The organism is Cupriavidus sp. 05L310, assembly GCF_056398185.1.
Window position 1 is genome coordinate 28,532 of sequence record NZ_JBFTOX010000057.1, and the last position, 21,502, is coordinate 50,033.

Below are 21,502 nucleotides of genomic sequence, written 5' to 3' on the forward strand. Positions count from 1 at the left end.
CAAATACCTGGCAACCGGCGCGCCCTTCCCTGCCCGGCGCCCGGATTACCCGTCGATTTGCCCGATCTGCTTCGCGGTCTACTTCCCCGTCCAGACCGGCTTGCGCTTCTCGTTGAAGGCGGCCAGCCCTTCGCGGGCATCTTCGGTCATGGCCAGCAGCGCGATCTGGCTTTCGGTATAGGCGATGCCCTCCGCGAAGCTCATCGACGCCATCGCCTGCATGGCGTACTTGCCGCGCCGTATCGCAGTGGGCGACTTGTCGGCCACGCGGGCGATCAGCCATTCGGTCCGGGCGTCCAGCTCGCCCGGCGCGGCCAGGTGGTTGACCAGCCCGGCGGCCTTGGCCTCGGCGGCGGAAAACGGCTCGCCGCTGATGCACCATTCGCGCACCAGCCGGGGTGGCGCCAGCGTCTGCAGCAGGCTCAGCACCTGCATCGGGAACACCCCTACCTTGACTTCGGGCAGGCCAAACAGCACGTTGTCGGCGGCCACCGCCATGTCCGTCATGCACAGCAGTCCCATGCCGCCTGCCATGCAGGTGCCGTTGATCCGCGCGATGCTGGGCAGCGTGGCCTGCTGCGCCTCGCGCAGCATGTCGGCGTAGTCCACATTAGGCCGCGACAGGTCGAAGGCAAAGCCCTTGCCCGGTTGCAGGTCGCCACCGGCGCAAAAGGCCTTGTCGCCGGCGCCGGTGAGTACGATGGCGCGGATGGCCGGATCGGCGTGAGCCGCCCGGTAGCCGGCGCGGATGCCGTCCACCACTTCCTTGTTGATGGCGTTGCGCTTGTCGGGCCGGTTGATGGTGATCCAGAACGCGGCGCCGCGTTTTTCATGCAGGACGGCTGGGGTTTCCGATTCGCTCATGGTGCTCCGCCGGATAGGCTGTGTCTGTGTTCGGGAAAAGGAGAAGGAAGAGGCAGAGGCGGTTCAAGCGGCTGCCTTCACCGGCTCAGCCGGCGTCGCCGCGAACTCGATCTCCGCGATCACGCGCATGGCCGCGGCCTGGTCGCCGATCTGCACATGCACGGCGCCGACCCGCCCGGCAGCGGGCGCCACGTGGATATGCTCCATCTTCATGGCTTCCAGCGTCACCATGGGCTGGCCGGCTTCGACCTGGTCGCCGGTGGCAACCATGACATTGACCACCCGGCCGTTCATCGAGGCGCGCAGCTTGCCATCGCCGGCGGCTTCGCCGGCCCGCGCGGCCGCCGCCCGCGTATGGTCCTCGACGCGCAGCGGCGCGCCCTGGTATTGCAGCAGCAGCGTGTTGCCGTCGCGATGGAAGTCCGCGCTCTCGACCACGCCGTCGCAGCGGAACCGCACGGCATGCTCGCCCAGCGCAAGGGTCTCGAAGGCGAAACGTGTTTCGCCCATGGCGACTTCAAAGCGATTGCCGCCGCCGAACGCCAGCGTGGCCTGATGCTCCGCCCCGTCGAGCCGGTAGCGCAGGCCGATCGGCAGCGTCGGCGCCAGGCTGGCGGCGGGCGCTCCGGGCTGACGCTCGGGGGAAGTCTCGTACAGCAGCAGCGCGGCCAGCGCGGCCGCACGCCGGCGCAGCGGCGCGTCGGGCCGCAACAGCGCATCCTGGTGCTGGCCGATGAAGGCCGTGGTGGCTTCGCCCGCGGCAAAGGCCGGATGCGCCAGGCAGCGGCCCAGGAATACCTGGTTGGTGGTCACGCCGAGCGCCACCAGGTCTTCCAGTCCGCGGGACAGCTTGCGGCAGGCTTCGTCGCGCGTGCCGCCGTGGCTGACCAGCTTGGCGATCATGGAGTCGTAGTAAGGCGGAATCGCCGCGCCACTGCCCAGCGCATGCTCCACCCGCAAGGCGGCCGGCGCCTGCCACAACGCAATGGCGCCGCTTTGCGGCATGAAGCCCCGGTCGGCGTCTTCGGCGCACAGCCGCACTTCGATGGCGTGGCCGGAGAAGGTTACATCTTCCTGCGCCAGCGGCAGCGGCTCGCCGGCGGCGATCCGCAATTGCAGCGCCACCAGGTCCAGGCCGGTGATCGCCTCCGTCACGGGATGCTCCACCTGCAGCCGCGTGTTCATTTCCATGAAGTAGTAATTACCGTCGCGGTCCAGCAGGAACTCCAGCGTGCCGGCGCCTTCATAGCCGATCGCCTTGACGGCGGCCACGGCGGTGGCGCCCATGCGGGCCCGCAACTCGGGGCTCACCGCCGGCGATGGCGCTTCCTCGATCAGCTTCTGGTGGCGCCGCTGCACCGAGCAGTCGCGCTCGCCCAGGTGGATGGCGTTGCCATAACGGTCGGCCAGGATCTGGATCTCGATATGGCGTGGTTCGATCACGGCCCGCTCCAGAATCACCTCCGGATCGCCGAAGGCGCCCTGCGCCTCCGAGCGCGCGCTACGCAGCAATTCGGGGAACGACCGCGCATCGGGCACCAGCCGCATGCCGCGCCCGCCTCCGCCCGCCGTGGCCTTGATCATCACCGGAAAGCCGATGCGGCCGGCTTCGGCGCACAGGCGCGCTTCATCCTGGTCTTCGCCCTGGTAGCCGGGGATGCAGGGCACGCCGGCCGCCATCATCAGGCGCTTGGCGCCGGCCTTGTTGCCCATCGCCACGATGGACTCGGCGGACGGGCCGATAAACACCAGCCCCGCCTCGCGGCAGGCCCGCGCGAAGGCGGCGTTCTCGGCCAGGAAGCCGTAGCCGGGATGCACCGCATCGGCGCCGCAACGCCTGGCGGCCTCGATGATGGCGTCGATGCGCAGGTAGGATTGCGCCGGCTGCGCCTCGCCGATATGCACCGCCTGGCCGGCCTCGTGGACATGCCGCGCATCGGCGTCGGCGCTGGAGTAGACCGCCACCGTGCGGTAGCCCAGCGCGGTGGCGCTGCGCATCACGCGCAGGGCGATTTCGCCGCGATTGGCGATCAGGATCTTGTGGAATGGCGTGGGCTGCTTCATGGTGGCCTGTTCTGGTCTTTAGCTTTGAACGCTTACTTCGCCTGGGGAAACGTCCCCATGAACTTGCACAGGATCTGCATCATGACCTCGTCGGCGCCGCCGCCGATGGAGGTGAGCCGCCCGTCCCGGAAAATGCGCGAGATCGGGCTTTCCAGCACATAGCCCATGCCGCCCCAGAACTGCAGGCAGCGATCCGCTACCTCGCGCGACAGCCGGCCCGCCTTGAGCTTGGCCATGGTGGCCAGGCGCGTGGCATCCTCGCCCCGCACCATCATCTCCACGGCGCGCCAGCACAGCGCGTGCAGCGCTTCCACCTCGGTCTGCAGTTCGGCCAGGGTGTAGTGCACCCACTGGTTGTCCAGGATGGAGCGGCCAAAGGCCTTGCGCTCGCGGGTGTACTCGATGGTGAGGTCGATGGCCTTGGCGCACCGGCTGCATGAGCTCAGGGCACCCCACAGCCGCTCCACCTGGAACTGCTCCATCTGGTAGGTAAAGCCCATGCCTTCCTGGCCGATGCGGTAGCGCTGCGGCACGCGCACATCGTCGAAGTAAAGCTGCGCGGTATCGGACGAGTCCATGCCGATCTTGCGGATCTTCTTGGCCACCGAGACGCCCCGGGTCTTCATTGGCACCACGATCAGCGTCTTGTTGCGGTGCGGGGCCCCGTCCGACGTATTGGCCAGCACGCAGCAGAAATCCGCCTGGGTGCCGTTGGTGGTCCACATCTTGCCGCCGTTGATGATGTAGTCGTCGCCGTCGCGCCGCGCCGTGGTCTTGATCGAGGCCACGTCGGAGCCGCTGCCCACCTCCGAGACGCCCAGGCAGGCCACGTACTCGCCGCGGATCGCGGGTGCCAGGAATTCGCGGCGCAACTCCGCGCTGCCGTGGTGGGCCAGGGCCGGCGTGGCCATGTCGGTCTGCACGCCGATGGCCATCGGCACGCCGCCGCAGTTGATATCGGACAGCGTCTCAGCCAGCACCGCGCTGTAGGAGTAATCGAGGCCCATGCCGCCATCCTCCTCCGGCTTGGACAGGCCCAGCAGGCCAAGCTCGCCCATCTTGCGGAAGACTTCATGCGCCGGGAAGATCTCGGCCTCTTCCCAGGCATCCACGTACGGATTGATCTGCTCGGCGATAAAGCGCTTGATGGTGGCGCGCAGCGCCTCGTGTTCGGGGGTGAGTTGCATGTCTCGGGTCTCCGTTCTCTGTTCTCTGTGTTCTTGTCTTATGTTCCGGATGGGGCCGTGGCCTTCAGGTCAGGGCCGCGCCACGGCGAATTGCATGGGTTGCGGTGTCCTGGCGTCGCCCTCGCGGCAGACGGCCAGCACATTGGCCAGCACCGCACGCGTATTGCGCGGGTCGATCACGCCATCGTCCAGCACATGGGCGCTGGTGACGAACACGCTCATCTGGCGGTCGAAGCGCTCCACGATGCCCTTCTGCAACGCCTCAAGCTGGTCGGAGTCAGCCTCCCCGCCTTTGCGCTTCATGGCGGCCTCCGTGACGATGGCCATGGTGCGGGCCGCCTGTTCGCCGCCCATCACCGCGGTCTTGGCATTGGGCCAGGAGAAGCAGAAGCGCGGATGGAAGCCCCGCCCGCACATGCCATAGTTGCCCGCGCCGAACGAGGCGCCGCAGTAGATGGTGATCTGCGGCACGGTGGCGTTGCTCACCGCCTGGATCATCTTGGAGCCGTGCTTGATCATGCCGGCTTCCTCGTAGCTGCGGCCCACCATGAAGCCGGTGGTGTTGTTCAGGTAGAGGATGGGCGTGCGCGACTGGCAGCAGGCCTGGATAAAGTGGGTGGCCTTGGTCGCGCCGGCGGGATCGATGGGGCCGTTGTTGGTGATGATGCACAGCGGCCAGCCTTCGATCTTGATATGGCCGCACACGGTGGCGCCGCCATAGTTCTCGCCGAATTCAAGGAAGTCGGAATCGTCCGCAATGCGCGCGATCACCTCCTTCATGTCGACGGGGCGCTTGTGGTCCATCGGCATCACGCCGAGCAGTTCCTCGGCGTCGTAGCGCGGCGGCTTGAACGCGCGCGGCGCGGCGGCGGGCTGGTCGCGGTTCCAGTCGATCTTGCCCAGGATCTCGCGCGCAATCCGCAGCGCATCGCGGTCGTCTTCGGCCAGGTAGTCGCCCAGGCCGGAAACCGAGGTATGCATCACCGCGCCGCCCAGTTCCTCCTCGGTGGCTACCTCGCCGGTGGCCGCCATCAGCAGCGGCGGCCCGGCCAGGAACGCGCGCGAACGGCCCCGCACCATGATGATGTAGTCCGACAAACCGGTCTGGTAGGCGCCGCCGGCGGTGGAGGAGCCATGCGTCACCGTCACCACCGGCAGGCCGGCCGCCGACAGGCGCGCCAGGTTGCGGAACAGGTTGCCGCCGCGCACGAAATCCTCGACCTTGTAGGTCATCAGGTTGGCGCCGGCGCTCTCTACCAGTTGCACGTACGGCAGCTTGTTTTCGAGCGCGAGTTCTTGCGCGCGCAGTTGCTTGTCCAGCCCCTTGGGCTGCAAGGCGCCGGCGTTGATGCCGGCGTCCGAGGCGCTGATCATGCAGCGCAGGCCCGATACAAAGCCGATGCCGGCGATCAGGCCGCCGCCGGGTACGCTCTTGTCCAGGTCGGGGTTGTCCAGCCCCAGCCCGGCCAGCGACGACAGTTCGATGAACGGTGCGCCCGGGTCAAGCAGCAGCGCCAGGCGCTCGCGCGGCAGCAACTGCCCGCGCTTCTCGAAGCGCGCGCGCGATCCGGCGGACGTATTGGCGGCACGCTGTTCGAAGGCGCGGATACGTTCCAGCAGGGCTAGCATGCCGGCGCGGTTGGCCTGGAATGCTTCGCTGCCGGCGGAGAGTCTGGATTCGATATTTGCCATGTGGGTTTCACGTTGCTCGAGGCGGCAGTGCGCCGGTGTGAAGTCATGGTAGGGGTGGGAGGCGGTACGGTCTTGCGAGAACTGGCTGTGCTGCTTCGGGCCTTTGGGGGCGCGGTTTCAGAACCAGCGCAAACCGGCCAGCGGCCGCCATTCAGTCCGCGCGCAGCCGCACCCGGTACTTCGGCAGCAAGGCGCCGGGCGCATACGAAAGCTTGGTCTGCCGGAAGTTTTCCAACCCCAAGTCCTGCTCGAAATTCAGCCATGCCACCGGGCGGGCGAAGGCCGTGCAGAAATGGTGGAACATGTACTGGTAGATGCCCTTGAAAGCCACCAGGCCCTTGGCAAAGCGCATGGCGAAGACCGCCGGGCGGATCTCCTGCGCCAGCAAGAAGCCCACCGGTTGCCCGGCCACTTCGTACAAGAAGCCTTCCAGCCCCAGCGCACCGGCGTGCAGCAAGGCCTCGCCGCACGGCGCGTCATCGGCCTCGCCCTGGGCCTTGTGCCTGGCGTGCATCCATCCTTCGTGCACGGAGAGGGCTTTCCGGGCGAGTCCGGCGTGGTAGGGCCGCGCGGTGACGGCATGCGCGGCCAGCAGTTGCTTCATGAGGTTGCGCTTCTTGGCCAGGGTGGTGCCGCGATAGCCCGCAAAGTTGGCGGCCGGATAGAGATAGTCGGCGTCGGCACGCGCTTCGTTCCCGGTGAAGACGGCGGGATCGAGGCGCGCCATCTGGGCCGAGGAAAGCGGATAGAAACAATGGTGCTCGCAAAGCAGCGCCTGCAGGACGTGGCGCGGCGCCGTGGCGAGATCGAACAGCGGCAGCGCGTGGCGCGCGCCGTCATAGGTCAGGCCGCTGATATGCGGATAGCGGCCGCCAAAGTACCGGTAGGCGTGGGCTTGCCGGAACAGATACAGGTTGGCGAAGGCGTGTTCGGACAGGCAGGTTTCGGCCGGGTCCACGCTGAGGGCACGCAGGGCCGAATCGATCCCGGCGGCCAGTGCCAGCGTGAGCGGTTCGCCGGCCGCCACGCACTGCGGTAGTGCGAACCCGTTCACTCCGCGGGCGCCGTGCGCAATACACGCGTGCCGGCGGCCGGTCCGGTGGCGGGTGGCCCCGCGAAGCACTGTGCCTGCGCCAGCCATCGTTGCGCCGGGCCCGGGCTGTACCGCAGCCGGGTGTCGTCCAGGTGGCGGCGCTGAGTGACCAGCAGGCAGAAATCCTCCGCGCTGCCGCGTACGAAATTGTCCGGCTGGGGTTCGTTCCAGGTCCATTGCCCGCCATCGGGCGCGCTGAGTTCCACGTACGGCGCCGGCCCCGGCACCGGCTCGCCGCGATTGACGAAGGTCCACCCATAGGTGGTGGCGCCGATATGCGCGATATGCTTCAGGCGGGCCGTGGGCGCGCGCGCCCGGCCCGCCGTGTCCCAGACATCCTGGCCATGCGCCCAGGTCTCCATCAGCCGCGCAGTGGCAAAGCTGCGTGCGCTCATGGGCGGCCCGTACCAGGGCAGGCGCGCTTTGGGATCGAGCGCGGCAAGGGTCTGCACCAGCCGCTCGTACACGGGCTGCCAATACGCCAGAAGTGCCGGCCCGTCGAGGTGGCCGTAGACTTCCCGCGCCACAGCGCTGATATGCCCGCCCGCCGCCATCAGCGTGTTGAGCGCCTGCGCGTCACGCAGGAAGGCTTCCGGATCGGTGGCGGACTGCAGCGCGGTCTGGTCGAAATAGCACAGGTGGGCAATCTCGTCCCACGCGCTCCAGTCATGGAAGGCGCTGGGCTGGCGCCATTGCGCGGGGCTGAGCGAGGCGGCAAGCGCGTGCAACTCGTTGTATTCGGCCAGCAGGTCCTGGCAGGTCTCTTTCATGGGGTGGTATCCCGCTGCCCTTGACGGGCTGATTGTCGTTGGCCGCCATTGTGACGCAAGGCGCCCCGGCGATCTTGCGCCAACTGGTCGCCGCCGGCCTACAGCGGGCGGCAGGCTGTCAGCGGCGGCAGCCCATGCAGCGCCAGCTTGCGCGAACCGGCAAAGATGTCCCGCGGCTTGAGGCCGTAGACACGGCGGATGGAATGGCTGAAATGGGTGGAATCCGGATAGCCCGTATCCAGCGCGACTTCCGCCAGGTTGGCCTCCTGCGTGACGTAGTGCAGCAGGCTGCGGGCGCGTTTCCAGGTACGGAAGGTGCGGAACGGCGTACCGACTTCCTCCTTGAACAGGTGCAGGAAACGCGAGAACGACAGGTTGGCATCGCGCGCATGATCGGTGGCCGCGCTGCGGCTCCCCGGATCGCTCTTGATTTGCCGCACCGCCGCATCGATACGGGGGTCGAGTGCGCGCGGCGGCAGCGGCTCCCCCAGCAACAGCGTATCCAGCAGGCGGGGATCCAGTTCCGGCCGGTGCATGCCGCGCAACTGGGCGATCAGGTCGCGCGCATGCTGGGCCAGGCGGGGCGCGGCCAGCGCGCCGCCGGGGCCGCGCAGCAGCGCGGGCAAGCCTGACATATCGACGGTCTCGGGCTCGATCAGGAAGCCGCAGAGAGTGCGGCTGTCCGACGCGATGCGGTGCGGCACATAGGGCGGCACGAATGCAATTTCGGCCGTCTCCCACCCACCCTGCGCAACGCTCAGGCGAAACGGCGCGTCCAGCGCCACATACAGCAGGATGGCGCCGATGGAGCGCACCGACGGCGCGCCAAGCAGGCCGACGTAGAGCACGCGGTCGGGGTCGATCCACATGAAACTTCCGCTCGGACGGTCGCAGGACCGGGCCGGGGTATCCCGCTTGCATTCCAAGAGTGGCGGCATCTGGTCTCACTGTTCGCGGCGCCGCGATTGACTGACGGCTGGCACCTGGTTCGGCAAGAAGGCGCGGGCTCCGGCAGCCGCACCGCGGCTTCCCGCACCTCCAGCATCATGCCAGCGAAGCCGGCCGAACAGCGCTCCGATGGGGTTTATCCCGATGCCCGCATGGCCCGCGGACTGGCTCATGCTCCCAGTGCCCTGGCCAGCCCGGGCGGGACCCGCACCGGCATCGCCAGCAAGACCTGCCCCATCCCCTTGCCCAGCGGGTCGTTGCGCAGCGAGGCCATGCCGCCCCCGCCGAGCGCCTGCTCGCAGAGGAAGTTGAAGGCGCCGATGCCGGGCAGGAAATAGCGCGTCACCCTGCCCTTCACGTTATGGGCGAGGAACGCGGCCACCGCGGCCTCGCTGAGTTGCCCCGCGATCAGCGGCAGATAGGCGGCATCGCGCGCGATGATGCCGATGTTGGAGAAATCGCCCTTGTCGCCGCTGCGGCCATAGGCCAGCCTGATCAACGGGACTTCGACCCAGTCTCCGCCGGGCTCCGCCGGGGCGAACGCGGAGGATGCGGTGGCAGCCCCGTTTCCGGAGGCCGGGCTGGCCTGGGCTTCGTCTCCGGGGACGAACGCCGCCGGCAACGGCAGCGGCTGTTCGTCCAGCCAGACGGCGGGCCGGACCATCGTCTTTGGCACCAGGAAGGGAAACTGCTTGATGGCCAGGCTGACGGAAGGCCGCCCGCCCACCCCGGTGGTGCCGGGCGACCACGACGTGCCAGCCGGCGCGATCTCGCGGGCGAACAGTTCCAGCGCGCGCTTGTCCGGGTGGGCCACCGCCAGCCACATCACGGCCTCGAACAACGGCGGCTGCGGCACGTGCGGGCCAAAGGACGCGGCGGTGCCCAGCACGTCCAGCCGGGTCTCGGTGAAGTCCGGCAGCCCGGCCCGGGCCAGCAAGGCGCGGCTGCGCTCCAGGAAAGCCTCGCCGCTGCGCCGCGCCTTGCGCACGGCGTCGAAGCCGACGATGGTCAGTTGCGCCGAACAGCGGTAGCCGTCCGCATATGTGGCCGACACCTTGTAGCTGGCGGTAGGCGCGCGGCCCCTGGCGCCTTGCACCTCCACCAGGTCCGGGCCGGCCTGGCGCAGCGTGACGCCCGTGAAGTCGCAGATCACGTCGGGCAACAGGTAGGCGGCCGGATCGCCGATCTCGTACAGCATCTGCTCGCCGACCGTGGCGGGATTCACCAACCCTCCGGTGCCGGGCGGCTTGCCGACCAGGAAGGTGCCGTCGGAACGGCAGGTCACCACCGGATAACCGATGTTGGCCCAGTCCGGCACCTGCTCCCAGTCGGTGTGCAGGCCGCCGGTGGCCTGGCAGCCGCACTCGATGATGTGTCCAGCCAGGCTGCCCGCCGCCATCAGGTCGTACGCCCCCGGCTCCCAGCCGAACTCATGCATCAGCACGCCGAGCGTCACCGCGCTGTCCACGCAGCGCCCCGTGATCACGATATCGGCGCCGGCATCCAGCGCGGCCCGGATCGGCACGGCGCCCAGGTAGGCGTTGGCGGTCAGGATGCGCGCGGGCATGGCGGCGCCGGTCTGCATATCCCGCACGCCGGACTCCCGCAGCGCATCCAGCTGCGGCAGGAGGTCGTCGCCATCGACCACGGCCACCCGCACCGGCACGCCCAGTTCCTCGGCCAGCTTGCGCACCGCTGCCGCGCACGCGCGCGGGTTCACGCCGCCGGCATTGCTGACGATACGGATGCCCTGCGCGAGGGCAGGCTTGAGTACAGCGCGCAAGGCGCCGGTGACGAAGTCCAGCGCATAGCCGGCTTCCGGGTTCTTCAGCCGCGCGGCGGCCAGCAGCGACATGGTGAGTTCGGCTAGGTAGTCGAACACCAGGTAATCGACCTCGCCTTTCTCCACCAACTGCACCGGTCCGATCCCGCTGTCGCCCCAGAAGCCCGAGGCGCCGCCGATCCTTACGGTTTCCGTGCCCTGCCGATTTTGCTTGTTCATGGACGTGCTTTCCTCTTCCTTCCGCTAGCGATTGGCGTGTCGCCGATGCGTCGGCCTGTCATGTCGCATCGACCCTCGCCGGCACGATAGCCAGACGCTGCCGGCACGTCTTGCGTCAATTGGCTCCTGCCTGGCGGGCAACGCACGGCGCTCACCCCGCCGGATTCATATATGCACAGTGCTAATCGTTATTTCCAGAAAAGCGGCGCGGACTTTATATTCGACGGTTTTCGCCGGTCGGCGTGGCCGCTGGCGTCTCCTCATCCTCGCTGCCGGAGCATTGCCTTGAGTCACGTCCTTACGCTGGGCGACACCCTTTCCTGGCCCGCGCGCTACCTGCCGCGCAAGACCGCGCTGGTTGCCGGCATGGGCGCCAGCCGCCGCACCTGGACCTATGCCGAACTGGACGCGGAGGTGAACCGCCACGCCCACGCCCTGCTGTCGATCGGCGTCGGCCGCGGCGATGTGGTCGCGGCCTTCCTCTACAACACGCCGGCCTTCGTTTTCAGCATGCTGGCGGCGGCCCGGGTGGGCGCGATCTTCAACCCGGTCAACTACCGGCTGGCGGCGCAGGAACTGGCGTTCATCCTGGAAGACGGCAAGGCCAAAGCCCTGCTGTTCGAGCGGGAAGGTGCGGAGGTGGTGGAAAAAGCGGCCGGGCTGGCGCCCGGCACGACGCGCTGGATCTATGCCGATCCCGAACCCGCGCCGGCCTTCGCCACGCATCACCTGGACACGCTTGCCACAGGCCAGCCGCATGAGGCGCCGGGGATTGCCGTCGGGGAGAACGATCCCTGCATCCTGATGTACACCAGCGGCACCACCGGCCGGCCCAAGGGGGTTCTGCACACCCACCGCAGCAAGCTCGCACACAACGCGATGATGCATCAGGCGATGACGCTCTCCCGCGAGGACGTCGGCCTGTCGATCGCCCCGCTCAACCACACGGCGGAGCTGCACACCAGCTTCCTGCCGCGCCTGCACCTGGGCGCCACGCAGGTGCTGCAGCGGCGCTTCGATGCGGGCGAAGCCTGGCAACTGGTGGAAGCGGAAAAAGTCACGCACTTTTTCGCCGCGCCGACGATGGTCGGCATGATGCTCAACCACCCGGAGGCCCACACGCGCGATTTGTCGTCGCTGCGGCTGGTCGAGTATGGCGGCGCATCGATGGCGCCGCACCTGATCCGCGAGTGGGACCGTACCGTCGGCGCCGGGCTGGTGCAGGTCTATGGCACCACCGAGATGGGACCCTGCATGTCGGTGCTGTATCCGCACGAGCAACTCAGCCACGCCGGCTCGGCCGGCCTGCCCTCGCTCAACCATGATCTGGTGGTAGCGGCTTTGCGCGAAGACGGCGCGCCTACCGATCCGGCCGAGCGTTGCGCGCCCGGCGAAGTCGGCGAGATCCTGGTGCGCGGGCCGTGCATGATGGCCGGCTACCTGAACCGTCCGGACGCCAACGCGCGCGCACTTGCTCACGGCTGGTACCACACCGGCGACCTCGGCGGCCTGGATGAAGACGGCTACCTGTGGGTGCGCGACCGTATCGACTACATGATCAACTCAGGGGCCGAGAATGTGTATCCGCGCGAGGTGGAGGATGCGCTGATCGAGCATCCGGCCGTGCTGGAAGTCGCCGTCATCGGCGAGGCCGACGCCACCTGGGGGCAGTTGGTCTGCGCCTACGTGGTGGCCAAGGCGGGGGCGCAAGCCAGCGCGGAAGTGCTCGACGGTTTCCTGGTGCACGGGGACCGGCTGGCCGCCTATAAGCGGCCGCGCCGGTATTACTTTGTGGATGCGCTGCCCAAGACCACGAGCGGGAAGATCCAGAAACACTTGCTGCGGGTGAAATGAAGATGGCCGGCCGCGGGCCCGCCACCTGTTTATCTCGCCGCCCCCGCGCCCACAGCCGCTTCGATCATGCCGATCAGCAGTTCCGCCGCGCCGGACAGGCTTCGGCCTCCCGGATAGACCAGCGTCAGGGGCAGTGGCGCGGGAGACAGATAGTCCAGCGCCAGCGGCAGCAGGCTGCCTGCCGCCAACTCCGCGTGGACGGCCTCGTGCGTCGCGAACAGGACGGTATCGGTAGACATCGCCACTTCGCACAGCACCTCGACGTTGTCGCACTCCAGCCGCACTGGCAGCGCTTCGGGTCCATCCAGCCTGAATAGCGCCGCCACTTCCTCACGGGCGCGGGGCGGCAGCTTGGTCGTCGCCAGTCCGTATCCGGCCATCCTGCCCCGTATCTCATCGCCCGCCAGCGCGGCCAGGGGGTGGCCAGGATTGACGAAGAAGCCCATGCGCTGAGCCCGCAACGCGCGCACCTGGAAATCAGCCGGCGGCGGCAGGCTGTGCGTTACCGCGACCACGAAGTCGAGTTCGTCGCGCTGCAGCTTTTCCAGCAAGCGGCGCCAGCTCTCCGTCTCTACCCGTACCGAAAGCCCGGGATACTCGCGCGCCAGGCGGGTCAGCACCGGGCCCAGGAAAGCCGCCGCGGGGAACGAGCCCACGCCAAATTCAATGACGCCGCTTTCAAAGCCGCGCATGCGCTCGGCCTCGCGCTGCAGGGCGCGAAGGTCGCCGAGCATGCGCTGTGAGCGCGCCAGTACCATGCGGCCCGATTCGGTGGGCAGCAACCCGCTGGCGGCGCGGTCCACCAGCTGCAGGCCGAGGGTTTCTTCCAGCGTCTGGATGCTGCGCGTCAGCGCTGGCTGCGTCAGGTTCAGCCGGCGCGCCGCCCGCGAAAAACTCCGTTCTTCCACCAGCACGGCAAAGTGCTCCAGGCGTCGCAGGCTAAGCATATGCATTTAATTTATCGAAACGGCGATAAATATGCATTTGATTTGGCGGCAACGCAATACCTATACTCAGCACGCAGACCGGCCAGGGCGTCACTCGCGCCAACATCCAGAGCACAACGGCTGCGCCATCCAGACATGGAGAAGGAGACAAAATGAACCGCCCCAATCCCAGGCGACGCGCCCTGTCGCGCCTGTCAATCCCGGCGCTCGCCATCGCCGCGGGCATGCTGGGCAGCCCGATCGCAAGGGCGGCCGCAGCGACTGACTGGCCGCAGCCCGGCAAGCCCGTGCGCGTGGTCGTGCCATTTACTGCGGGCTCCGGCGGCGACGCCCTGCTGCGACTGATCGCCAAGCGTGCCTCGGAGCAGTCGGGCGCCAATATCATCATCGACAACAAGCCCGGTGCCGGCACCTTCATCGGCGCGCAGGATGTGGCGCGGGCCCCGGCGGACGGGCACACCCTGCTCTACACCATCGTCGTCACGCATACGCAGAATCCGCACCTGTACAGCAAGCTCCCGTACGACCCGTTCAAGGACTTCACCCCCGTGGTCCAGCTGGTGCGATCCGCTACCGTGCTGGTGGCCAACCGCAACGCGCCGTTTGGCAATGTGCGTGAGCTGGTCGCCTACGCGAAGCAGCATCCCGGCGAACTGAACTTCGCCTCGTACAGCCTCGGTTCCACCTCGCATCTGAATGGCGAGATCCTGCAGCAGCGCGCTGGCATCCAGATGGTCCACGTGCCATACAAGGGCACGGCCGACGCCACCCGCGCGGTGCTGGCCGGCGACGTGCAGGTCTACTTCGACGGCACCGCCACCGCCGTGGAGAACGCCCGCGCCGGCAAGGTCAAGCTGCTTGGCGTGGCCGCCGACAAGCGCCTGGCGGTGCTGCCCGAGCTGCCCACCATGGCGGAGCAAGGCGTGGAGGGACTCGACATCGTCGGCTGGCAAGGCCTGTTCGGCCCAGGCAACCTGCCCGCGCCGGTCGCGCAGAAGATCGCCGATACGTTCCGCGCCGCGGCGCAGGCGCCGGATATCGCCGAGATGATCCGCGCGCAGGGCAACGATCTCAGCGGCGCCGGGCCGGACGCCTTCAGGAAGATCGTTGCGCAGGACTACGACCGCTGGGGCGCGGTGATCAAACGGATCGGCTTGAAGCTCGATTAGCCGGCCATCCGCGCCCGTCCCCGGGGCCGCAATTTACTGCACTCTCATCAAGACAGAAGGAACAGATTCCATGCATGACTTAGTCATCCGCAGCGGCACCATCGTCGACGGCACCGGCCGCGAGAGCTTTCAGGGCGACCTCGCGATCGACGGCGGCATGATCAGCCAGGTTGGCGGCAAGGCGGGCTCCGCGCGGCGCGAGCTGGACGCAGCAGGCGCTCTCGTCACGCCCGGCTGGATTGACATCCACACGCACTACGACGGGCAAGCCACCTGGGATCCCTACCTTTCTCCGTCCACCGGCCACGGCGTCACCACGGCCGTGATGGGCAACTGCGGGGTCGGCTTCGCGCCGGTGCGGTCCGCCGACCGCGCCTGGCTGATCAAGGTCATGGAGGGCGTCGAGGATATTCCCGGTTCGGTGCTGTCCGAGGGCATCCAGTGGGACTGGGAGACCTTCCCGGAATATCTCGATGCGCTGGACCGTCGCCCCAAGGCGCTGGATATCGGCGCCCAGATTCCGCATGCCGCGCTGCGCGCCTACGTGATGGGCGATCGCGGCATTGATCACGACGAAGCCACGCCCGACGATCTCGACCAGATGTGCGAACTGGTACGCCAGGGCATGGACGCTGGCGCGTTGGGTTTCTCCACCTCGCGGACCTTCCTGCATAAGTACGACGAACGCAAGTACCCGCCCGGCACCTTCGTCACCGGAGAAGAAATCACCCGGCTCGGCCGCGTGCTGGGCGAGGCCGGGCACGGGGTCTTCCAGATGACGGCCAATCACGTGTCGATGGATAACGAGCTGCCCTGGCTGGAACGGCTGGCGCGCCACACTGGCCTGCCGGTGCTGTTCAACCTGCAGCAGACTGATCCGGCTCCGGACCTGTGGCGCGACCTGATGACCACGCTCGACCGCGCGCATGCCGAGGGGGTGCCATTGTATGGGGGCATCAGCGGCCGGCCGTTGGGCCTGCTGTTCTCCTGGCAAAGCAGCCTGCATCCCTTTATCGCCAGCCCGGCCTTTATCGAGCTCGCCGCCCTGTCCTTCGAGGCGCGCATTGCCCGCTTGCGCGACCCTGCGGTGCGTGCACGCATCCTGTCCGAGCCGCGCGCACGCATGGACCGCGGCATCGAATCCATGTTCGCCAACTACCCGCGCATTTTTCCGCTGGGCGAATCGCCGGACTACGAACCGGCGCCCGAGAAGAGCGTCGCCGCCATCGCCGCCAGCCGCGGCCAGGAGCCGCTTGCCATCATCTATGACCTGATGCTGGCCAACGACGGCAAGGCCATCCTCTACTACCCCAGCTTCAACTACTCCTACGGCACGCTCTCCCACCTGCACGAGATGCTTCAGCATCCGGCCACCGTCAACAGCCTGTCCGATGGTGGCGCGCATTGCGGCTATATCTGCGATGTCAGCATGCCAACCTTCATGCTGACCCACTGGGCCCGCGAGCGCAGCCGGGGCCCGCGGCTCGCGCTCGAAGCCATGGTCAAGCGCCAGTCTGCCGACACCGCGCGGCTTTACGGGATGACCGATCGCGGCACGCTGCTGCCCGGCATGAAGGCGGATGTGAACGTTATCGACTACGCGCGCCTGCGCCTGCATGCGCCGCGTATGGCTTTCGACCTGCCGGCCGGCGGGCGGCGGCTGGTGCAGGAAGCCGATGGCTATGTCGCTACGGTGGTGGCGGGCGTGCCGATTTTTGAGAACAAGGTGGCGACGGGGGCGTTGCCGGGGCGGCTGCTGCGGGGGCGGTGCGAGAGATGAGTCCATGCCGTCAGTCGCGGCGAAGATGACCAGATCGCCGGATTGATCTTGATTTGCTTCGTCATGCTATTTGCGTTCTGGCGGCTTCCCTTGTTCTGTAAATTTTCTGAATAAAATCAATTTTTTATAGCGATAACTTGATGTTTTACATTCTATCTGTCGGCCCTTCCGGCTTGTGATGGCCGTGCGGAGCTTGCCGCCAACAACCCGCCCCGCGATCCGTGGAAGATGCCAGCTCATGATTCATTTTTTATGTAATAAAATCAAATGCTTGAGGCTGTAAGCTCAAGTATTTTCCCGATTCTTCAGCCACGTCGGATCGCCTGATCGGGCGCATATTCCGCTAAACCTTGAAGCGCGGCCGCCGAACGGGCCTGAGCGGCCTTGCCCGGGCCGGACTCTGCCGGCCGGGCGCGCTAGCGGACCGCACCCCATCCGCCTCCGCCTCGGCGCGGGTCTCCAGCAACTGCCGATATTCCGCCAGCAGCCCATCCTGCTGCCTGACCCGCTCGTCCCTCATGGCCAGCGCATTGCCGAGTTGTGTGATTTCCTCGGCTTGCCGCCCCGCGCTGTCGGCGGCTTCAATCAGCTTCTGTTGCGCGGCCTTCCGCTGGCTCTCCAGCAACCGCTGCCCTTCCCTTGCCGCAACGCGCGCCGCGTCCAGTTCCAGCGCCATGCGCCGTTCATTGGCGCCAGAACGCTCTGCCATGGTTTCGCGTTCCTTGTCCCAGGCGGTGCGCTGGGCTGCGGTGTCGCGCAGCATCGCGTCCTTTTCTTCCTGTAAGCGCGCCAGCGTGGCCCGCAGCGTCTCGTTGTCGGCCTGCTGCGCCAGCAGCCTTGCTTCGGCGTGGGCAGCGCGTTCGCTGGCCTCGTCGCGCGCGCGGCCGAGTTCCGCCAGCGCGTTGTCCGCGGCTTCCAGCCTGGCTTGCAGGATGGCGCGTTCCTGGGCCAACGCTGCCTGCTCCGCTTCGAGTGCTTCCCGTGCTTGCGCCAGGGCGGCTTCCCGCGATGCGTAGCTTGCCGCCACTGCCGCCCTGGCCTCCGCCTGCGCGGCGTCCCACAGATAGCGGGCGGCCTGGTTGACCGGTTCCGGCAGGCCGGCCGGGGCTGCAAAGGCTTGCGGATCCTGCAATCGCGCGCCTAGCCCGGCGAACCATGCATCCAGGTGTGGACTGACGGTATTGGGCGACCCTCGTCCCAGATGCAGCCGGATGCGTTCGATGGTGGGCCGCTGGCCAGCCAGCAGCAAGGCATCGGCGGCCTGCCAGACGTCTTGCTGGGTGATGGAGCGGGAGCGCGTTGCGGCGGGCATGTTGGCAATTTGCATGGTTGGGCAAGTTTTTCGGCGCCTCTTGGTCGCGCCACTTGGATAAGGCTCGATAAGGAATAGTTATCGCGCCTTATCCGTTCTTTGTGTATAATTTAATACAGCATACATCATATTTATTATGATTACTCGCAAATCGCGGCCGCTTCCGGGCAGTCCCGCCGAAAGCCAGCCCAAACGCCCCGAATCCTCCAGCCTGACGCCCGTTCATGCCGATTTTCCTGCGCCGCTTCACCCGTCCGAACTCGATCCGCTTGGCCGCCAGGCCGCCGAGGCGCTGTACCGCGAGGGAGAATCCGCCAACACCGTGGCCAGTTATCGTTCCGCCCTACGGTATTGGGCGGGCTGGTTCGCTCTGCGCTACGGCCAGCCGATCGCCCTTCCCTTGCTGCCGGCGGTCGTTATCCAGTTCGTGGTAGACCACGCCACCCGGTCCACGCCGCAGGGGCCGGCGAGTGCGTTGCCGCCGGCGATCGATGCCGCGCTGGTGGCGCGCGGGCTCAAGGCGCGCACCGGCCCGCCCGCGCTGGCTACGCTGATGCACCGGCTGGCGGTCATCGCCAAGGCGCACCGGCTGGAGAATGCGGATAACCCTTGCGCGGACCCTGCCGTGCGTGAACTGATGTCGCGCACGCGGCGCGCTTACGCGAAGCGTGGCGAACGCCCGGCGCGCAAGGCGGCGCTCACGCGCGAACCCCTGTCCCGCCTGCTGGCAACCTGCGACGATTCGCTGATCGGCCTGCGCGACCGTGCCCTGCTGCTGTTTGCCTGGTCAAGCGGCGGCCGGCGGCGTTCGGAGGTGGCGGGCGCTACGCTGGCCAACCTCACACGCATCGCACCCGGGGAGTTCGTCTATCAACTGGGCTGGTCGAAGACCAACCAGACCGGCGCGGATCTGCCGGACAACGACAAGCCGGTCATTGGCGCCGCGGGCGCGGCGCTGGAGGCGTGGCTGCAGGCGGCGGCGCTTGGCGAGGGCGCCATCTTCCGGCGTGTTCGCCGGGGGGGCCATGTTGGCGAGGCACTATCGGACGCCGCCGTGCGCAAAATCGTCAGGCAGCGTTGCGAGGCGGCAGGCCTGAAGGGCGACTTCTCGGCGCACTCGCTACGCTCAGGCTTTGTCACCGAGGCGGCTGCACGCCAGGTGCCGCTGGCAGAGACCATGGCCATGACCGGGCATACCAGCGTGGCTACGCTGGTGCGGTATTTCCGGGCGGCCGACGCGCGGCGCTCGATGGCGGCGGACCTGATCGGCGTGCCGGAACCCGGCCAGGAAGCGGGCCAAACCCAGGATGAAGGCGACAAGGACGCGCCGCGCTGAATTGCCGCCGGCCCGCTCCATGCGGAGGCAATGCCGCTGCTGGACAAGCCGGGCCAGCCGCATAAGAATATGGGCCGGATCGCGCACATCGCCAGATCCCTGAATGTCCTCGGCGGACCAAGCGCGTTTGATCACCCGCCGGCCTTTCGATGCGTTCAAGACGGCCGCGGTTTACAGCGGCATCTACGGGGGAATGCCATGCGGCAATGGTTTGTCCTGCTAGCGTTGGGCCTTTTCATGGGTACCGCCCATGCCGGCAAATGCGTAAGCGGCAACAAGACGCTTTATACCGATATAGCCTGCCCGCCGGGCTGGCAAGGCACCGTGCTGGGCGGCAACCTCTCACGCATCAGCCCAGAGCCGGCTACGGAAGCAGCCAACCAGCAGTTCCTGCAAAAGCGCCAGGCGGAGGAAAACGAATATCAGGCACGCATCGCACGCGAGCAGGCTGAGTCGGTGCGGACCGAGCTCAACCAATGCCATTGGCTGGGCAACCAGATTCGCCAGCTGGACTACGACTACAGCGTCCGGCGCAACGCGCGTCTGCCCGAGCAGGAGGATTACCGCAGGCGCTATCGCGCGCTGCGCGACCAGCAGGCTCGGTTGCGGTGCTGATGCCCGTCTGATGCCCGCCTGAATTTGGATGCGGATCCGGACGAACCCGGCGATTCATTACAATCCGCGCCGAGCATGCCGTTATCCATCCAAGCGGCGTGCGTGCCGGAATGCGGCTTCCAACCTCCGGTACGCCTCTTGTCCCTTGCATCGGGGCCCAGGGCACCGTTCGGATTGCCGTCACCGGCGGAAGGACTCACGCTGTCGCACCTTTTCCCTTGCCAGACGCTGAACCCTTATGAAGTATCCCGCCATACCTGCCGACGAACCGCTTCGCCTGGAAACGCTCCGCTGCCTGAGTATCCTCGACACGGCCCCGGAGGAGCGCTTCGACCGCCTGACTCGCCTGGCCCGGCGCCTCTTCGGCGTTCCCATTGCGCTGGTCAGCCTGGTCGACGCCAACCGGCAGTGGTTCAAATCGTGTGCCGGCTTGTCCGAGACCGAATCGCCGCGGGAAATCTCCTTTTGCGGGCACGCGATCCTCGACGACGGCATCCTGATGGTGCCGGACGCGCTGCTGGACGAACGTTTTCACGATAACCCGATGGTGACCGGCCAACCGGGCATTCGCTTCTATGCGGGTTGCCCGCTGTCGGTCGCCAACGGCAGCAAGCTGGGCACACTGTGCCTGATCGACGTGCAGCCGCGAGAGTTCGGCGAAGAGGACCGCGCCTTGCTGCGCGACCTGGCACGGATGGCCGAACAGGAGCTTGCCGCGCTCCAGCTTGCCAATATGGACGAACTCACGCTGCTGTCCAACCGCCGTGGATTCTGCGCGCTGGCGCAACACGCGCTCAGCGTTTGCAGGCGGCTGGAAAAGGCTGCCACGCTGCTGTTCTTCGACCTGGATGGATTCAAGGCCATCAATGACCGCTTCGGTCACGCGGAGGGCGACCGTGCCCTGTCCGCATTCGCGGCGCAACTGCGCCACGCCCTGCGCGACTCGGACGTGGTTGGCCGGCTGGGCGGCGATGAGTTCGTGGCATTGCTCACCGGCGCCGATGCCATCGTGTGCGGCGCCACGCTGGCACGCCTGGAGGCTGAGATGGCGGCGTTCAACCGGCACGCCGCCCGTGGCTATGCCATCGAGTTCAGCGTGGGGGCCATCCAGTTCGAGCCGGCACGCCACGATGGCATCGCCGCGCTGCTTGCCGAGGCCGATGCCTCCATGTACGAAAACAAGGCTTTCCGGAAGGCAGGCCATCACCCGCAACCCATGGCGGAAGCCGCCCGGTTTCAGTGATTTCGCAAACAATCCATCAGGGATGCCCCCGAGTGTGCAGGGCTGCCGCCAGCCTTGCACACCTGCCTATACTGACTAGCGGGCCGCAAGGCGGCCCCCGCGCTCCAGGCCGTGAAGAACAGGAACGCGAATAGAAATGGGAATAGGAGAAGGGATATGCCACACGAACAGTTCCTCGCCAAGCAGGAAGATCGCCGCAGTGGACTGCGTGCGTTGCGTGCCGCTCTGTTGAAAGTGCACAAGGAAGTGATCGCACTGAATCGCACGGAGTACGAGCGCTTGCATGGCCCGATCCCGGCTGGACTGTTCGTGCAGGTTGTGACCGAGGAGACCTATTTTCGCTGGCTCGATCCGCTGTCACGCCTGATTATCGAGATCGACGAAGAGCTGGATGCGCCCGAGCACCACGATGAAACCTGCCGCGCGGTCGCCGCGGCCACCGAGAAGCTGTTCGGCCCCAACAGCGACCCGGCGTTTCGCGATCGCTACCAGCAAGCCCTGCAGGACGAGTCCGGCGTGATCGTCGCGCACGGGCAACTGATGAAGGTCGTCGCGCAGTTGCGGCAACTGGTCTAGGCACACCCGGCCCGGGCGGCGCGGCGCGCCGGTTATTTGCGAGGCCGGGC

At 67.2% G+C, this 21,502-nt stretch carries 17 protein-coding genes; 7 read left to right on the forward strand and 10 right to left on the reverse strand.

Annotation, left to right across the window (positions count from 1 at the left end; genetic code table 11):
• Positions 1-78: 78 nt before the first annotated feature.
• The 8 genes from AC1DS6_RS32495 to AC1DS6_RS32530 all read right to left on the reverse strand — a co-directional run bounded on the left by AC1DS6_RS32495 (position 79) and on the right by AC1DS6_RS32530 (position 10,620).
• On the reverse strand, positions 79-864 hold the full coding sequence (locus tag AC1DS6_RS32495) for an enoyl-CoA hydratase/isomerase family protein (RefSeq protein WP_441629603.1): 786 nt from the start codon (positions 862-864) through the stop codon (positions 79-81).
• A 63-nt stretch (positions 865-927) separates the two neighbouring features.
• Entirely contained in the window at positions 928-2,928 is a 2,001-nt protein-coding gene (locus AC1DS6_RS32500) for an acetyl/propionyl/methylcrotonyl-CoA carboxylase subunit alpha (RefSeq protein ID WP_477103948.1), read from the reverse strand.
• A gap of 32 nt (positions 2,929-2,960) precedes the next feature.
• Positions 2,961-4,115 carry an acyl-CoA dehydrogenase family protein gene (locus AC1DS6_RS32505; protein ID WP_276285953.1) on the reverse strand — a complete coding sequence of 385 codons (1,155 nt, stop codon included), beginning with the start codon at positions 4,113-4,115 and terminating at the stop codon, positions 2,961-2,963.
• A gap of 69 nt (positions 4,116-4,184) precedes the next feature.
• Positions 4,185-5,807 (reverse strand): acyl-CoA carboxylase subunit beta, encoded by a 1,623-nt coding sequence (locus tag AC1DS6_RS32510; RefSeq protein ID WP_477103949.1) that lies wholly within the window; start codon positions 5,805-5,807, stop codon positions 4,185-4,187.
• Positions 5,808-5,958: 151 nt separating this feature from the next.
• Positions 5,959-6,861: a phosphatidylglycerol lysyltransferase domain-containing protein gene (locus tag AC1DS6_RS32515; RefSeq protein WP_441629601.1), complete on the reverse strand. Its 903-nt coding sequence runs from the start codon at positions 6,859-6,861 to the stop codon at positions 5,959-5,961.
• Positions 6,858-7,670: a TIGR03084 family metal-binding protein gene (locus AC1DS6_RS32520; RefSeq protein ID WP_441629600.1), complete on the reverse strand. Its 813-nt coding sequence runs from the start codon at positions 7,668-7,670 to the stop codon at positions 6,858-6,860. The genes AC1DS6_RS32515 and AC1DS6_RS32520 overlap by 4 nt, the downstream gene beginning before the upstream one ends.
• A gap of 98 nt (positions 7,671-7,768) precedes the next feature.
• Positions 7,769-8,539: an AraC family transcriptional regulator gene (locus tag AC1DS6_RS32525; protein WP_441629599.1), complete on the reverse strand. Its 771-nt coding sequence runs from the start codon at positions 8,537-8,539 to the stop codon at positions 7,769-7,771.
• A 248-nt stretch (positions 8,540-8,787) separates the two neighbouring features.
• Positions 8,788-10,620 (reverse strand): acyclic terpene utilization AtuA family protein, encoded by a 1,833-nt coding sequence (locus AC1DS6_RS32530; RefSeq protein ID WP_477103950.1) that lies wholly within the window; start codon positions 10,618-10,620, stop codon positions 8,788-8,790.
• 285 nt (positions 10,621-10,905) lie between these two features.
• Between AC1DS6_RS32530 and AC1DS6_RS32535 the strand changes: the two genes are divergently transcribed.
• Entirely contained in the window at positions 10,906-12,474 is a 1,569-nt protein-coding gene (locus tag AC1DS6_RS32535) for a fatty acid--CoA ligase (protein ID WP_477103951.1), read from the forward strand.
• 29 nt (positions 12,475-12,503) lie between these two features.
• On the opposite strand, the gene AC1DS6_RS32540 is transcribed toward AC1DS6_RS32535, so the two are convergent.
• Complete coding sequence (locus AC1DS6_RS32540; protein WP_477103952.1) at positions 12,504-13,427, reverse strand: LysR family transcriptional regulator; 924 nt, start codon at positions 13,425-13,427, stop codon at positions 12,504-12,506.
• 146 nt (positions 13,428-13,573) lie between these two features.
• Between AC1DS6_RS32540 and AC1DS6_RS32545 the strand changes: the two genes are divergently transcribed.
• Complete coding sequence (locus tag AC1DS6_RS32545) at positions 13,574-14,590, forward strand: Bug family tripartite tricarboxylate transporter substrate binding protein (RefSeq protein WP_276285945.1); 1,017 nt, start codon at positions 13,574-13,576, stop codon at positions 14,588-14,590.
• Positions 14,591-14,660: 70 nt separating this feature from the next.
• Entirely contained in the window at positions 14,661-16,370 is a 1,710-nt protein-coding gene (locus tag AC1DS6_RS32550; protein ID WP_477103953.1) for an N-acyl-D-amino-acid deacylase family protein, read from the forward strand.
• Between the two features lie 343 nt (positions 16,371-16,713).
• Here AC1DS6_RS32550 and AC1DS6_RS32555 read toward each other — a convergent pair whose 3' ends face one another.
• A complete protein-coding gene (locus tag AC1DS6_RS32555) occupies positions 16,714-17,697 on the reverse strand; it encodes a DNA-binding protein (RefSeq protein WP_441629594.1) in 984 nt (327 codons plus the stop codon).
• Between the two features lie 121 nt (positions 17,698-17,818).
• Here AC1DS6_RS32555 and AC1DS6_RS32560 point away from each other — a divergent pair, with 121 nt between their 5' ends.
• From AC1DS6_RS32560 to AC1DS6_RS32575, 4 genes are all read left to right on the forward strand, one after another.
• The gene (locus AC1DS6_RS32560) at positions 17,819-19,018 is read left to right on the forward strand and encodes a site-specific integrase (RefSeq protein ID WP_477103954.1); all 1,200 of its coding nucleotides are present in this window, start codon (positions 17,819-17,821) and stop codon (positions 19,016-19,018) included.
• A gap of 30 nt (positions 19,019-19,048) precedes the next feature.
• Positions 19,049-19,633: a hypothetical protein gene (locus AC1DS6_RS32565; RefSeq protein ID WP_441629592.1), complete on the forward strand. Its 585-nt coding sequence runs from the start codon at positions 19,049-19,051 to the stop codon at positions 19,631-19,633.
• Positions 19,634-19,871: 238 nt separating this feature from the next.
• Positions 19,872-20,876 carry a GGDEF domain-containing protein gene (locus AC1DS6_RS32570; protein ID WP_477103955.1) on the forward strand — a complete coding sequence of 335 codons (1,005 nt, stop codon included), beginning with the start codon at positions 19,872-19,874 and terminating at the stop codon, positions 20,874-20,876.
• A 156-nt stretch (positions 20,877-21,032) separates the two neighbouring features.
• Positions 21,033-21,452, forward strand: coding sequence for a hypothetical protein (locus AC1DS6_RS32575; protein WP_045238726.1), 420 nt, complete (start codon positions 21,033-21,035; stop codon positions 21,450-21,452).
• Positions 21,453-21,502 lie beyond the last annotated feature (50 nt).